Origin of the sequence: Pseudomonas entomophila (genome assembly GCF_029478665.1) — a bacterium.
Lineage (GTDB): Bacteria > Pseudomonadota > Gammaproteobacteria > Pseudomonadales > Pseudomonadaceae > Aquipseudomonas > Aquipseudomonas entomophila_F.
In genome coordinates this window covers 1-12,698 of the sequence record NZ_JARPQB010000039.1, presented here as the reverse complement: position 1 = coordinate 12,698, position 12,698 = coordinate 1, and the positions used below count along the sequence as shown (strand labels likewise).

At 64.7% G+C, this 12,698-nt stretch carries 16 protein-coding genes; 9 read left to right on the top strand and 7 right to left on the bottom strand.

Annotated features, from left to right (window positions below):
* Positions 1-15: 15 nt before the first annotated feature.
* From P5705_RS18850 to P5705_RS18840, 3 genes are read left to right on the top strand one after another with little or no spacing between them, the layout of a single operon-like run.
* Positions 16-1,002 carry a 2-hydroxyacid dehydrogenase gene (locus P5705_RS18850; protein WP_277462457.1) on the top strand — a complete coding sequence of 329 codons (987 nt, stop codon included), beginning with the start codon at positions 16-18 and terminating at the stop codon, positions 1,000-1,002.
* Between the two features lie 31 nt (positions 1,003-1,033).
* On the top strand, positions 1,034-1,468 hold the full coding sequence (locus P5705_RS18845; RefSeq protein ID WP_277462456.1) for a hypothetical protein: 435 nt from the start codon (positions 1,034-1,036) through the stop codon (positions 1,466-1,468).
* Positions 1,469-1,873 (top strand): META domain-containing protein, encoded by a 405-nt coding sequence (locus P5705_RS18840; RefSeq protein ID WP_213659933.1) that lies wholly within the window; start codon positions 1,469-1,471, stop codon positions 1,871-1,873.
* A 119-nt stretch (positions 1,874-1,992) separates the two neighbouring features.
* Here the strand turns inward: P5705_RS18840 and P5705_RS18835 are convergent, their stop codons facing one another.
* Entirely contained in the window at positions 1,993-2,460 is a 468-nt protein-coding gene (locus P5705_RS18835) for a TlpA disulfide reductase family protein (protein WP_277462455.1), read from the bottom strand.
* A gap of 86 nt (positions 2,461-2,546) precedes the next feature.
* Between P5705_RS18835 and arsC the strand changes: the two genes are divergently transcribed.
* Genes arsC through P5705_RS18820 form a run of 3 tightly spaced genes read left to right on the top strand, consistent with a single transcriptional unit; the run spans position 2,547 to position 3,908 of the window.
* Positions 2,547-2,900: an arsenate reductase (glutaredoxin) gene (arsC, locus tag P5705_RS18830; protein WP_277462454.1), complete on the top strand. Its 354-nt coding sequence runs from the start codon at positions 2,547-2,549 to the stop codon at positions 2,898-2,900.
* Entirely contained in the window at positions 2,897-3,502 is a 606-nt protein-coding gene (gene wrbA / locus P5705_RS18825; RefSeq protein WP_213659931.1) for an NAD(P)H:quinone oxidoreductase, read from the top strand. The genes arsC and wrbA overlap by 4 nt, the downstream gene beginning before the upstream one ends.
* Positions 3,495-3,908 (top strand): DUF2069 domain-containing protein, encoded by a 414-nt coding sequence (locus P5705_RS18820; RefSeq protein ID WP_277462453.1) that lies wholly within the window; start codon positions 3,495-3,497, stop codon positions 3,906-3,908. Before wrbA ends, P5705_RS18820 begins: the two co-directional genes overlap by 8 nt.
* A 57-nt stretch (positions 3,909-3,965) precedes the next feature.
* Here P5705_RS18820 and P5705_RS18815 read toward each other — a convergent pair whose 3' ends face one another.
* A complete protein-coding gene (locus P5705_RS18815) occupies positions 3,966-4,637 on the bottom strand; it encodes a DNA-3-methyladenine glycosylase I (protein WP_277462451.1) in 672 nt (223 codons plus the stop codon).
* A gap of 4 nt (positions 4,638-4,641) precedes the next feature.
* Positions 4,642-5,466 (bottom strand): tRNA 2-thiocytidine(32) synthetase TtcA, encoded by an 825-nt coding sequence (gene ttcA / locus P5705_RS18810; RefSeq protein WP_011532643.1) that lies wholly within the window; start codon positions 5,464-5,466, stop codon positions 4,642-4,644.
* A 263-nt stretch (positions 5,467-5,729) separates the two neighbouring features.
* Here ttcA and P5705_RS18805 point away from each other — a divergent pair, with 263 nt between their 5' ends.
* Complete coding sequence (locus P5705_RS18805) at positions 5,730-6,329, top strand: Yip1 family protein (protein ID WP_011532642.1); 600 nt, start codon at positions 5,730-5,732, stop codon at positions 6,327-6,329.
* A gap of 140 nt (positions 6,330-6,469) precedes the next feature.
* On the top strand, positions 6,470-6,964 hold the full coding sequence (locus P5705_RS18800; protein ID WP_277462445.1) for a SprT family zinc-dependent metalloprotease: 495 nt from the start codon (positions 6,470-6,472) through the stop codon (positions 6,962-6,964).
* 166 nt (positions 6,965-7,130) lie between these two features.
* Here the strand turns inward: P5705_RS18800 and P5705_RS18795 are convergent, their stop codons facing one another.
* From P5705_RS18795 to P5705_RS18780, 4 genes are all read right to left on the bottom strand, one after another.
* The gene (locus tag P5705_RS18795) at positions 7,131-8,453 is read right to left on the bottom strand and encodes a dicarboxylate/amino acid:cation symporter (protein ID WP_277462444.1); all 1,323 of its coding nucleotides are present in this window, start codon (positions 8,451-8,453) and stop codon (positions 7,131-7,133) included.
* A 411-nt stretch (positions 8,454-8,864) separates the two neighbouring features.
* Positions 8,865-10,211, bottom strand: coding sequence for an ATP-binding protein (locus P5705_RS18790; protein ID WP_277462442.1), 1,347 nt, complete (start codon positions 10,209-10,211; stop codon positions 8,865-8,867).
* On the bottom strand, positions 10,208-10,885 hold the full coding sequence (locus P5705_RS18785) for a response regulator (protein ID WP_277462441.1): 678 nt from the start codon (positions 10,883-10,885) through the stop codon (positions 10,208-10,210). Before P5705_RS18785 ends, P5705_RS18790 begins: the two co-directional genes overlap by 4 nt.
* A gap of 127 nt (positions 10,886-11,012) precedes the next feature.
* The gene (locus tag P5705_RS18780) at positions 11,013-11,618 is read right to left on the bottom strand and encodes an outer membrane protein (RefSeq protein WP_240066266.1); all 606 of its coding nucleotides are present in this window, start codon (positions 11,616-11,618) and stop codon (positions 11,013-11,015) included.
* A 134-nt stretch (positions 11,619-11,752) separates the two neighbouring features.
* Between P5705_RS18780 and P5705_RS18775 the strand changes: the two genes are divergently transcribed.
* Positions 11,753-12,544 (top strand): dienelactone hydrolase family protein, encoded by a 792-nt coding sequence (locus P5705_RS18775; RefSeq protein ID WP_277462440.1) that lies wholly within the window; start codon positions 11,753-11,755, stop codon positions 12,542-12,544.
* Positions 12,545-12,698: the final 154 nt, after the last annotated feature.

Below are 12,698 nucleotides of genomic sequence, written 5' to 3'. Positions count from 1 at the left end.
TCAAGGAGCCCCGCCATGCGCACCCTGTTGTTCAGCAGCCAGCACTACGACCAGGAAAGTTTCACCCGCGCCGCCAACGGCACCTTCGACCTGCACTTCCAACCCACTCGCCTGACCCTCGATACCGCTCCCTTGGCCCAAGGCTTCGAGGTGGTCTGCGCCTTCATCAACGACGAGCTCGACGCCCAAGTCCTCGAACGCCTGGCCGCTGGCGGAACGCGCCTGGTCGCCCTGCGCTCGGCCGGCTACAACCACGTCGACCTGGCCGCCGCCAAGCGCCTGGGCCTGGCCGTGGCGCGAGTGCCGGCCTACTCGCCCCACGCCGTCGCCGAACACGCCGTGGCACTGATCCTGGCCCTCAACCGCCGCCTGCACCGCGCCTACAACCGTACCCGCGAGGGCGACTTCACCCTGCACGGGCTGACCGGCTTCGACCTGCACGGCAAGACCGTCGGTGTGGTCGGCACCGGCCAGATCGGCGCCGCGTTCGCCCGCATCATGGCCGGTTTCGGCTGCCAGCTGCTGGCCTATGACCCCTACCCCAATCCCGAACTGCTGGCCCTGGGCGCCCGTTACCTGGAGTTGCCCGAGCTGCTGCGCGAGTCGCGGATCATCAGCCTGCACTGCCCGCTGACCGAGCAAACGCGCCACCTGATCAACGCCCGAAGCCTGGCCCAACTGCAACCCGGCGCCATGCTGATCAACACCGGCCGCGGCGCGCTGGTCGACACACCGGCGCTGGTCGACGCGCTCAAGAGCGGCCAGCTCGGCTACCTGGGGCTGGATGTGTATGAAGAGGAGGCGCGACTGTTCTTCGAGGACCGCTCCGACCTGCCGCTGCAGGACGACGTGCTGGCACGCCTGCTGACCTTCCCCAACGTGATCGTCACCGCGCACCAGGCGTTCCTGACCCGCGAGGCGCTGGACGCCATCGCCAGCACCACCCTCGACAACATCAGCCGCTGGGCGGCAGGCAATCCGCAGAACATCGTCGAAAGTTGATGCTAGGATACGCGGCAATTCTGGAGGACCCATGGTCGAACACGATTTCCGCTACACCCTTTTCAACCCGCAACACACCCTGATCGAGTGCCGCGCACTGGTGCCAGGCCGCTACCAGGTCACCGGCAACGGCGGCTCGATCCAGAAGGACGACGTGCTCCTGGTCACCCTCAAGGGCAGCAAGGACCTGTCCATGCGCCTGACGGTCGAGACCGTGCGCCACCTGATCAACCCGCGCGGCCAGTGGGTCGCTGTGGCCAAGGGCCCGGCGTTCAACGAGCTGGAAATCCTCAACTGGCAGGTCAAGTGCGACAGCTGCGAAGCGGTACTGGACTTCGAGTTCGCCGTCGACGCCAAGCTGGGCAAGAAAGGCCATGCTACGGCTGCCAGTGCCCGCGTGGCGGAGCTGGGTTGGACCAGCCAGAGTGACAAGCACCTGTGCCCGCAGTGCAGGGAGCGTGCCTGAGTGAAACAGCTGCTGACCACCGCGCTGATTGCCGCGGCCCTGGCCGGCTGCGCGTCGGAGCCTTCGAAGCTGCAACAGGAGCAGAGCTATGTGCTGGAGTGGATCGGTGAACGACCACTGATCGACTACAGCCACCTGACGCTGACCCTGGCCAACGACGGCCGCGCCTACGGTAACGCGGGCTGCAACCACTGGTTCGCCCCTTACACGCTGGAGGGCGAGCGCATCAGCTTCGGCAAGGTCGGCAAGACCCGCAAGCTGTGCGCACCGGCGTTGATGGACCAGGAGAAACGCTTCCTGCAGGCACTGGAGACGGTGCAGCGCTGGGATGTGTCGCCGATCGAACAGATCCGCTTCTGGCCAGTTGAAGGCAAGCCGCTGCGCTTCTGGCCTGAGGAAGGCTGATTATCGCCGGGGCCGCTGCGCGGCCCTTTCGCGGCACAAGGCCGCTCCTACAGGCTTTCGCGTTCCTCTGTAGGAGCGGCCTTGTGCCGCGACAGGGCTGCGCAGCAGCCCCAGACATTTCAGGCGCCGCCTTTCAAGGCCTTGATCTTCGCCTGCAGCCCTTCGAGCGTCTGCTCGCCCATCAGTTGCTCACGCACCTTGCCCTTTTCATCGATGATGTAGGTCACCGGCAACGCCTCGCTGCGCGGCAGCTCGTAACGTTCGGCCGGGTCCTGGGCGAGCACAGTGAAACCGATGCCCAGCGTGTCGGCGGCGGTCTTGAGGTCCGGCCCCTGCAGGCCATCGAAATTCACCCCCACCACCCGTATACCTTGGGCCTCCCACTGCTTGGCAGCGGCATTGAGCTCGGGGATTTCCGTACGGCACGGGCCGCACCATTCCGCCCAGTAATTGAGCACCAGCCAGTGCCCGTCGATCTGTTCGGCCTTTACCGTATTGCCGTGCTGGTCCACGCCGTAGTCCGCACCGCAGCCGCCGAGCAACAGGCTCGCGGTGATGGCCAGTGCAGCTGCCAAACGCCTTGCCATGGGTCAATCCTTCTCGAAGTTTTCAAGCATTGAAGTCGGTCGCTGCGGTTAGAATAGCCGCCACACCCAGCTGGATGCGACCCGTCATGACCGATCTGACCCTCTATCATAACCCGCGCTGCTCGAAATCCCGCGGCGCCCTGGAGCTGCTCGAGGCACGCGGCCTGGCGCCGACCATCGTGCGCTACCTCGAAACCCCGCCCGATGCCGCCACCCTCGCGCAACTGCTCGGCAAGCTGGGCATCGACGCACGCCAACTGCTGCGCACCGGCGAAGACGAATACAAGGCCCTCGACCTGGCCAACCCAGCACTGACCGACGCCCAGCTGATCGATGCCATGGCCAAGCACCCCAAGCTGATCGAACGCCCGATCCTCGTCGCGGGTGACAAAGCCGTGGTCGGTCGCCCACCGGAAAAAGTCCTGGAGATCCTGCCGTGAGCGAGCCCTACATCCTGGTGCTGTATTACAGCCGCCACGGTTCGACCAGCGAAATGGCCCGGCATATTGCCCGTGGCGTAGAGATGGCCGGCCTGGAGGCGCGCCTGCGCACCGTGCCGGCGATCTCCACCGAATGCGAAGCCGTGGCCCCGGACATCCCGGCCAGCGGCGCGCTGTACGCCACCCTCGACGATCTGCGCCACTGCGCGGGCCTGGTGCTGGGCAGCCCAACCCGCTTCGGCAACATGGCCGCGCCCCTCAAGTACTTCCTCGACGGCACCAGCAGCCTGTGGCTGGGTGGCGAACTGGTGGGCAAGCCGGCCGGCGTGTTTACCTCCACCGCCAGCCTGCATGGCGGCCAGGAGACCACCCTGCTGTCGATGATGCTGCCGCTGATGCACCACGGCATGCTGGTGATGGGCCTGCCCTACAGCGAATCGGCGCTGCTCGAGACCCGCGGCGGCGGCACGCCCTACGGCGCCAGCCACCATGCCGGCGCCGACGGCAAGCGCGAGCTGGACGCGCACGAGATCACCCTGTGCCGTGCCCTCGGCCAACGCCTGGCGAACACCGCCAAGGCCCTGGAGGGACAACGTGGCTAGGAAGCCCAAGGTACTGCCGCCGCTGGACTGGCTGGCGCCGCGCGTGCGCTTCACCCGGGCCCTGAGCCTGGCCTGCTTCTTCAGCTTGATCGCCCTGCTGGTGGTGAACAACCTGTGGTTCGCCGACCTGCATGGGGCGCGGGTCGAGGTGATCATGGCCATCGAGCTGATCCCCCTGCTGCTATTGCTGCCAGGCATGCTCATGGGCAGCGCCCGGGCGCATGCCTGGACCTGCTTCGTGGTCAACATCTACTTCATCAAGGGCGTGCTGGCGGCGTTCGACCCGGCGCGAGCGGTTTTCGGCTGGGTGGAGGTGCTGGTGAGCCTGGGGTTGTTCGTCAGCGGCTTGCTGTTCGTGCGCTGGAAGTTCCAACAGGAGCGGCGCCTGGCGGGCGAAGCAAGCTGAACGCCATCGCGGCGGTGCGCCGATGCGACTTGCCCCGCGATGGCATTACCACTGATCTCAATGATTGACGGTATGCGCCAGCATCACCGACAACTGGCACAGCGGCCGGCCGCTCTCTGCATGCCACTGGTTGAACGCCTGCTGCACCAACGCCAGGTCGCGCTGGCTGGTCGGTGGCTTGTCGATGATCTTCTGCGCAATCAACGCCGCCGCCATGTCGTCAGTCGGGATGAAGGTATCCTTGCCGACCATGCGCAAGAAGCGCGGCGCCGACAACCCGCCCAGCTGGTTGCCATGCTTGGCCAGGTACTTCCACAGCCCGACGATATCAGTCGCTGGCCAATCGGCGATGAACGCGCCGAAACTGCCCTTCTCCTTCGCCACGTCCAGCACCATCTGCGCATTGCGCGGCACGCTCTTGAGCTTGCCCAGGTGGCGGATGATGCGCTCGTCGTGCATCAGCCGCTCCAGGTGCTCGGCGCCCATCAGCACGACCTTTTCCGGGTCGAAACCGAAGAACACCTGCTCGAACGCCGGCCACTTCGCGTCCACCAGGCTGTGCTTGAGCCCGGCGCGGAACACGCGCAGCGCCAGCGTCGACAGGTAGCGGTCATCAGGGATGTCGCGCAACTGCGCAGACGTACGCGGCTGCGGCAGGAAGGCTTCCAGCGCCTGGGCCGAACCGAAGCGGTTCAGGCAATACGCGTGCAACCACTGATAGTCGCGCATGCGGTCAGATGTTCAGCACGTCGAGGAAGCGCGGGGTGGCGCTCTCGTCGATCTTCAGGCTGGTGAAATCGAACAGGTTGCGGTCGGCCAGCTGCGACGGCGCGACGTTCTGCAGGGCGCGGAAGATGCTTTCAGTGCGGCCCGGGTGCTTGCGCTCCCACTCCACCAGCATATCCTTGACCACCTGGCGCTGCAGGTTCTCCTGCGAACCGCACAGATTGCACGGGATGATCGGGAATTCCTTCATGTCCGAGTAGGCCTGGATATCCTTCTCACTGCAGTAGGCCAGCGGGCGGATCACCACGTTGCGACCGTCGTCGGCGCGCAGCTTCGGTGGCATGCCCTTGAGCGCGCCGTTGAAGAACATGTTGAGGAAGAAGGTTTCGACGATGTCGTCGCGGTGATGCCCCAGGGCCATCTTGGTCGCGCCGATCTCGTCGGCGAAGGTGTACAGGGTGCCGCGGCGCAGGCGCGAGCACAGCGAGCAGGTGGTCTTGCCCTCGGGCACCAGTTCCTTGACCACCGAGTAGGTGTCCTTCTCGACGATGTGGTACTCGACGCCCAGTTCTTTCAGATAAGCGGGCAGCACGTGCTCGGGGAAGCCCGGCTGCTTCTGGTCCATGTTCACCGCGACGATGTCGAACTTGATCGGCGCCACCTTCTGCAGGTGCAACAGAACGTCGAGCATGGTGTAGCTGTCCTTGCCGCCGGACAGGCAGACCATGACCTTGTCGCCATCCTCGATCATGTTGTAGTCGGTGATGGCTTCGCCGGCGAGACGACGCAGGCGTTTTTGCAGTTTGTTCTGGTTGACCGAAAGGGTGCCCATAGCGCTTGGATCCGCGAGGTGTGACAAAAGCCGGCTATTTTACGCACAAACCTGGCAGTGCAGTAGGGCATTCCGATAAAGACTTCAAGGGAATCAGCACCGGGCCTGACAGCGCAATTTGCTCTAAAAAGCCGATTTTCTGCCGGGATCCGCTTCCTATACTGCGACATAAGGCCACATGACCGCTTGCATCGGTGTTCAGGCCTCGGGCCACAAGCGCTCCATCTGGGGGGCGTTTGGCAACGACGATAGGAGTGACCGGCATGATTCATCACGTTGTAGGGCTGTTTACCCACCCTGACCAGGAGTGGCGGGAGATTCGTGGCGAGGAAGAAAGCATCAGCCACATGTACCTGACCCACACGCTCATCCTCGCGGCGATCCCCGCGGTGTCGGCGTTCATCGGCACCACCCAGGTCGGCTGGGTGATCGGCGACCGGCCAGCGGTGATGCTGACCATGGAAAGCGCCCTGTGGATGAGCATCATGTCGTACCTGGCGATGCTCGCCGGGGTGGCGGTGATGGGTGCCTTCATCCACTGGATGGCCCGCACCTACGACGCCAACCCGAGCATGGCGCAATGCATCGCCTTCGCCACCTACACCGCCACCCCGCTGTTCATCGGTGGCCTCGCGGCGCTGTACCCGCACCTGTGGCTGGGCATGCTGATCGGCACGGCGGCCATCTGCTACACCGTGTACCTGCTGTATGTCGGCTTGCCGACGTTCATGAACATCCCGTCGGACGAAGGCTTCCTGTTCTCCAGCTCGGTGCTGGCGGTAGGCCTGGTGGTACTGGTAGCGATCATGGCTGCGACCGTGATCATCTGGGGACTGGGCGTGGGGCCCGTCTACACCAACTGACGCATCACAATCAGATCCAACCAACACTGGGGCATCACCCGAAGCCGCCGCAAGGCGGCTTCGTTTCGTGTGCCTGACCGGCGGCTCGGCAGCCGCCCGTCGCCTACGGCATAATGCCCGGTCAGGAGAATTGCCCCGCCATGCCCGAGCTGCTCACACAACGCGTCGAAACCTGTTACCAGCAAGCCGAGATGTTCTTCAAACGCCCCTTCCCGCGCCCGCAGGTCAGCTTCAAGCTGCGCGGCCAGAAGGCCGGCGTCGCCCACCTGCACGAGAACCTGCTGCGCTTCAACCTGCAGCTGTACCGCGAGAACCAGGAGGATTTCCTGCGCCAGACCGTGGCCCATGAAGTGGCGCACCTGGTGGCCCACCAGTTGTTTGGTGACAAGATCCAGGCCCATGGCGAGGAATGGCAGCTGATCATGCGCGGGGTGTACGAGCTGCCGCCGAATCGCTGCCACAACTATGAGGTGCAACGGCGAGTGGCGACGCGCTACATCTATCGTTGCCCATGCCCACAGAGCGATTTCCCGTTCACTGCGCAGCGGCACAAGCTGGTGCGCCAGGGGCGGCGGTACCTGTGCCGGCGGTGTCGGGAGATTCTGGTGTACAGCGGCGAGACCCGGGTCGAGTAGCCACGATCGTTGTAGGAGCCGGCCTTGCGGGCGAACACCGGCGCAGCCGGTGCCATGCATCGCGGCGCCTGGTTCGCCAGCAAGGCTGGCTCCTACGGATCGGATCGCGGGACAGCGGTACAAAAAAGGCGACCCGAAGGTCGCCTTTTGGCATTTCACACGTCGATCAACGCGCCGGGCCTTCGGCCACACCCAGGTCGTCGGTCGGACGGGTGTCGACCAGCGGCGCGCCACCGGACGCCAGCTCCGCCTGCAGCTTGTCGGTGTCCAGCTCCTTGACCCACTTGGCGACCACCACGGTGGCCACGGCGTTGCCGATCAGGTTGGTCAGGGCGCGGGCTTCGGACATGAAGCGGTCGATACCGAGGATCAGCGCCAGGCCGGCAACCGGCAAGTGGCCGACGGCCGACAGGGTCGCGGCGAGGACGATGAAGCCCGAGCCAGTGACGCCCGCGGCACCTTTGGACGCCACCAGCAGCACCAGCAGCAAGGTGATCTGGTGGGTGATGTCCATGGTGGTGTCGGTGGCCTGGGCGATGAACACTGCGGCCATGGTCAGGTAGATCGAGGTACCGTCGAGGTTGAACGAGTAACCGGTCGGAATCACCAGGCCAACCACGGACTTCTTCGCGCCCAGGCGCTCCATCTTGGCCAGCATGCGCGGCAAGGCCGATTCCGAGGACGAGGTGCCCAGCACGATCAGCAGCTCTTCACGGATGTAGCGGATCAGCTTGATCACGCTGAAGCCGTGGGCGCGGCAGATGCCACCCAGCACCACCAGGACGAACAGGATGCAGGTGATGTAGAAGCAGGCCATCAGGTAGCCCAGCTGTACCAACGAGCCCACGCCGTACTGGCCGATGGTGAAGGCCATGGCACCGAAGGCACCGATCGGCGCCAGCTTCATGATCATGTTGATGATGTTGAACATGACATGGGCGAAGCGGTCGATCAGGTCCAGCACCGGCTTGCCGTAGCTGCCCAGGCGGTGCAGGGCGAAGCCGAACAGCACCGAGAACATCAGCACCTGCAGAATGTCGCCGTTGGCGAAAGCGCCGACCACGGTGTTGGGGATGACGTTGAGCAGGAAGCCCACGGTGGTCTGCTGCGCGCCGGCGGCGGCATAGGCGGCCACGCTGCTGGCGTTCAGGGTGCTGACGTCGACGTGCATGCCGGCGCCCGGCTGAACCACGTTGACCACGACCAGGCCGATGATCAGGGCGATGGTGGAAACGATCTCGAAGTACAGCAGCGCATAGCCGCCGGTCTTGCCGACCGACTTCATGCTCTGCATGCCGGCGATGCCGCTGACCACGGTGCAGAAGATGATCGGCGCGATGACCATCTTGATCAGTTTGACGAAGCCGTCACCCAGGGGTTTGAGGGCGACGCCGGTCTCCGGGTAGTAATGGCCGAGCAGGATACCGATGGTGATGGCGACCAACACCTGGACATACAGGGATTTGTACAGCGGCTGACGTTTCGTCATGGCTCATTTTTCCTCAAGTGTGCCGGCGCATCCTTCCCAGGATGTCGGGGCACCTGAATCGCGAACCCTCCTGCACCCGGAGGGATTTGTCGTTGTGGTCGAGCGCCTGGTCAGGCCTCTGCCAGGTGAATAGCAAGGGCGATGCCAAAGTGCCCGCTTGAGGTGCACGGCCAATGATTTCAGGTGTGTATGCCCTTGGACGGGGCAAAGGCTTACAAGAAGAATGGCGGTTTTCCGCCCGATGGCGGAAAACGTACAAGGGGCGTTGGCGGGAATCCGCCTGAGGTGTATGCACCTGTTCTGACTGCACGCCCCCCTGTAGGAGCGGCTTTAGCCGCGAAACAAGCGACGCGGAGCCTGGCACCGGCTACGCCGGTGTTCGCGGCTGAAGCCGCTCCTACAAATGCGGGGTCATTCCAAACGGAAGGCAATCCGGAACGCAGCGCCACCCAGCACCGAATCCCCCAGGCTCAATTCGGCGTCATAACTGTCGATGATGTCCTTCACCACCGCCAGGCCAATCCCCTGCCCTGGATGCTGGCGATCCAGCCGCTCGCCACGCTCGAGAATGCGCTCACGCTGGTGGGGCGGCACACCCGGGCCATCGTCCTCGACCCACAACTCCAATTGCCCTGGCACTTCGCGCAAGCTCACCCGCACGTGCCCCAGGCACAGCCGGTAGGCGTTCTCCAGCAGATTGCCCAGCAGCTCCAGCAAGGCGCCCTGCTCCATGGGCACCCGTGCCTGGACTGGCAAATCGAAACTGACCTCGACGCGCTTGTCGCGATAGACCTTGGCCAATGTGCTGCACAGGCTGTCGAGCAATGGCTTGAGCTCGACCTGGTGGCGCACCAGGCCGCTCTTGCGCAGGCTGGCGCGCTGCAACTGGTAGTCGATCTGCTGGCTCATGCGGTCGATCTGGCTTTGCAGCACTCGCGCCTGCTCAGGCTCGCTCTTGCCCTGGGCCATGCCCTCGCCCACACCCTGCAGCACCGCCAACGGCGTTTTCAGGCTATGGGCTAAATCATCGAGGGAATCGCGATAGCGCTGGCGCTGCTCACGCTCGCTGCGCAGCAGGCGGTTGAGCGAGCCCGTCAGGCGCAACAGTTCGCGTGGATGTTCGCGGCTCAAACCGTCGCGGGCGCCGGACTCCACCTCGTCCAGCTCGCGGCTGAGCCGGCGCAGCGAGCGCAGGCCCCAGGTCAGCCCGGCCCAGAGCAGTACCATCAACGCCAGCAAGGCAGCGCCGAAACCCAGGTACAGCTTTTCGCGCAATCCGCTCAGGGTGGCGTGGTATTCACTCACCGGTTGCAGCGCCACGATGCTGAATGCCGCGCTCTTGCCTCCCAGCAGCTTGACCTCCACGTCATAAACGAAGAACTCATCGCCATCGGTCTGGTGGATACGCGCGAACTCGTTGCCGCGCCCGTCGTAGCGCGGCTGGTAGTTGATGTTCTGGTTGCGCGTGGCCCGTGACTGCCACACCAGCGTGCCCTGGCGATCGAAGATATAGCCCAGCAGGCCGGTGTACGGCAGGTTGAAGCGCTCGTCGGGCAACAGGGCCGGCATCTGCAACTGGCCATGCTCGATACGCGCCGCGGAGATCAGGGTGGTCACGTCCGAGGCCAGGCGCTGCTCGATCGACTCCTGCAGCGCCAGGCTGAAGGCCTTCTGCAAGGCCGGCAGCAGTGCCAGCATGAACAGCAGCGCCAGCACCGCCGCCGCCAGCATCAGGCGCACGCGCAGCGAGCGGATCATCGGCAGCGCTCGGTGAACAGGTAGCCCAGGCCACGCACGGTGTCGATCGGCTTGAAGCCGCTATCGCCCTCGAGCTTGCGCCGCAGGCGGCCGACCAGCACCTCGATGACATTGGGGTCGCGCTCCTCGTCATCCGGGTAGAGTTGCTCCATCAGCCGGTCCTTGGCCACCACCTGCTGGTGGTGGCGCATGAGGTATTCGAGGATGCGGTACTCGTAGGCGGTCAGCGCCAGCGGCGCGTCGTCCAGGGTGGCCTGCTTGCGGTTGAGGTCGAGCACCAGGGGGCCGGCGGCGATGGTCGACTGGGTGAAACCGCTGGAGCGGCGCAGCAAGGCGTTCAGGCGCGCCTCAAGCTCTTCGAACTGGAAGGGCTTGACCACATAGTCGTCGGCCCCGGCGGCCAGGCCCTCGACCTTGTCCTGCCAGTTGCCGCGAGCGGTCAGTATCAGGATCGGGAAGGTCTGGCCGAGGCTGCGCAATTGGCGGATCAAGTCCAGCCCGCTCATGCCCGGCAGGCCCAGGTCGATCACCGCCAGGTCGTGGTTGTACTGCTCGGCCTGGTACAGGGCTTCCTCCGCGTTAGCCACCGCCTGGACCACGTGCCCGCCTTCGCCCAGGCGCGTGAACAGGTGATGACGCAGCAGCGCCTCGTCCTCGACCACCAGCAATTTCATGCGGATCTCCTTTCTATCGGGAATGCCTGTGCCGGCCTCATCGCGGGTAAACCCGCGCCTACAGGGTTGTGCACCACCTGTGGAACGGGTTTACCCGCGATGAAGCCGGTATAGGATAACAGCGGCCTCAGAACTTGTAGGTAGCCGCCAGGTACGTCTGTGCGCTGCTGGTCAGGCGCAGGGTGCCATCTTTCGGCCCGCCGTGGCTGCCGATCTCGGTGCTGGCATTGCTGCGCAGGTAACGGTAGCCCAGCTCCACCGAGGTGTTGTCGGTCACTTCCTGGATCACACCGGCCTGCAGGCCGACGGCGTAGCCGTAGTCGGTGTCGCGGCGCGCGCCGGGCGAGTCCTGGGTCAGCTTGGTCATGCCCAGGCTGCCGCCGCCGAACAGTTTGGTGGTATCGCCGATCGGCAGGAACAGGTCGTAGCTGCCGAGCAGGTTTTCCTGGCGCAGCTTGACGCCGCTGTGGTCGCCCGAGACGTTGTCGTAGGTCATGTAGTAGCGACCCTGGTCGTTGATCTTGCCCACGCGCACGCCCCAGGTGTCGTCCTTGCCGATGATGCCGTCGGCGTTCAGGTGGTCGGTATTGCGCTGCAGCAGGCCGGACTTGCGCACCTTGTCGCTGGTCTGGCCGTAAGTCAGGCTGGCGAAGTTGTCATCAGCCTGGGCGGCGGTGGTGAGGCCAGCGGCGCAAACGGCCATGGCGGCGATCAAAGTATTGAGGGTTTTCATGGTTCAGGTACTCCCGTTGAATGCGTTGTTGCTGTCTGGGGGCTAGAGTAGGGAGGACGCCCTGAACCGCCGCTGAACCCAGCCTGAACCTCGGCTGAACGAACCGATCGATGTCGAAAGAAGGAGCTTTGACCATGCGTTACCTGCTTGCGTTGGCCCTGCTGTGCAGTACCGCCCTCGCCCAGGCGGCGGTGCAGACCCGCGAGATCCGCTATCAGGATGCCGACGGCACCGCCCTGATCGGCTACTACGCCTATGACGACGCCCTCGACGGCAAGCGCCCCGGTGTGCTGGTGGTGCATGAATGGTGGGGGCTGAACGACTATGCCAAGCGCCGCGCCCGGGAACTTGCGGCGCTGGGCTACAACGCCCTGGCCATCGATATGTACGGCGAAGGCAAGCAAACCGAGCATCCCGCCGAAGCCCAAGCGTTCATGGCGGCAGCGCTGAAAGACCCGGAGGCGGCGGCCCGGCGCTTCGATGCGGGGCTGAAGTTGCTCAAGCTGCAGCCCAATACCCGGCAGCATCAACTGGCCGCCATCGGCTACTGCTTCGGTGGCAAGGTGGTGCTCGATGCCGCGCGCCGGGGCGTGAAGCTCGACGCCGTGGTGAGCTTCCATGGCGCACTGGTGACCCAGACGCCGGCCAAGCCGGGAGTGATCCGGGCGAAGATCCTGGTGGAGCATGGCGAGGCCGACAGCATGGTCACGCCGGAGCAGGTGGCGGCGTTCAAGGCGGAAATGGAGGCGGCCGGGGCGGACTACAAATTCGTCGGGATCCCCGGGGCCAAGCACGGGTTCAGCAACCCCGATGCCGACCGCTTGGGCCATGGCGAGCATGGCGGGCCGGATATCGGCTATGACAAGGCGGCGGATGAAAGCTCGTGGAAGGATATGCAGGCGTTTCTCAAGACCGCGTTCGACTGAGGCACGTCGGGGGCGCTGCGCGCCCCATTCGCCGGCAAGGCCGGCTCCTACGAGGGCGGCGCTGAACCTGTAGGAGCCGGCCTTGCCGGCGAATGGGCTGCAAAGCAGCCCCAAAATCTCCGCCCCACCACCCGCTCAGGCGCTGGCACAATAC

Bases quoted from the DNA above. Each gene is read 5' to 3' on its own strand.
- P5705_RS18850 (WP_277462457.1), top strand. From the start codon at position 16: ATGCGCACCCTGTTGTTCAGCAGCCAGCACTACGACCAGGAAAGTTTC.
- P5705_RS18845 (WP_277462456.1), top strand. From the start codon at position 1,034: ATGGTCGAACACGATTTCCGCTACACCCTTTTCAACCCGCAACACACC.
- P5705_RS18835 (WP_277462455.1), bottom strand. From the start codon at position 2,460: ATGGCAAGGCGTTTGGCAGCTGCACTGGCCATCACCGCGAGCCTGTTG.
- arsC (WP_277462454.1), top strand. From the start codon at position 2,547: ATGACCGATCTGACCCTCTATCATAACCCGCGCTGCTCGAAATCCCGC.
- P5705_RS18815 (WP_277462451.1), bottom strand. From the start codon at position 4,637: ATGCGCGACTATCAGTGGTTGCACGCGTATTGCCTGAACCGCTTCGGT.
- ttcA (WP_011532643.1), bottom strand. From the start codon at position 5,466: ATGGGCACCCTTTCGGTCAACCAGAACAAACTGCAAAAACGCCTGCGT.
- P5705_RS18805 (WP_011532642.1), top strand. From the start codon at position 5,730: ATGATTCATCACGTTGTAGGGCTGTTTACCCACCCTGACCAGGAGTGG.
- P5705_RS18800 (WP_277462445.1), top strand. From the start codon at position 6,470: ATGCCCGAGCTGCTCACACAACGCGTCGAAACCTGTTACCAGCAAGCC.
- P5705_RS18795 (WP_277462444.1), bottom strand. From the start codon at position 8,453: ATGACGAAACGTCAGCCGCTGTACAAATCCCTGTATGTCCAGGTGTTG.
- P5705_RS18790 (WP_277462442.1), bottom strand. From the start codon at position 10,211: ATGATCCGCTCGCTGCGCGTGCGCCTGATGCTGGCGGCGGCGGTGCTG.
- P5705_RS18785 (WP_277462441.1), bottom strand. From the start codon at position 10,885: ATGAAATTGCTGGTGGTCGAGGACGAGGCGCTGCTGCGTCATCACCTG.
- P5705_RS18780 (WP_240066266.1), bottom strand. From the start codon at position 11,618: ATGAAAACCCTCAATACTTTGATCGCCGCCATGGCCGTTTGCGCCGCT.
- P5705_RS18775 (WP_277462440.1), top strand. From the start codon at position 11,753: ATGCGTTACCTGCTTGCGTTGGCCCTGCTGTGCAGTACCGCCCTCGCC.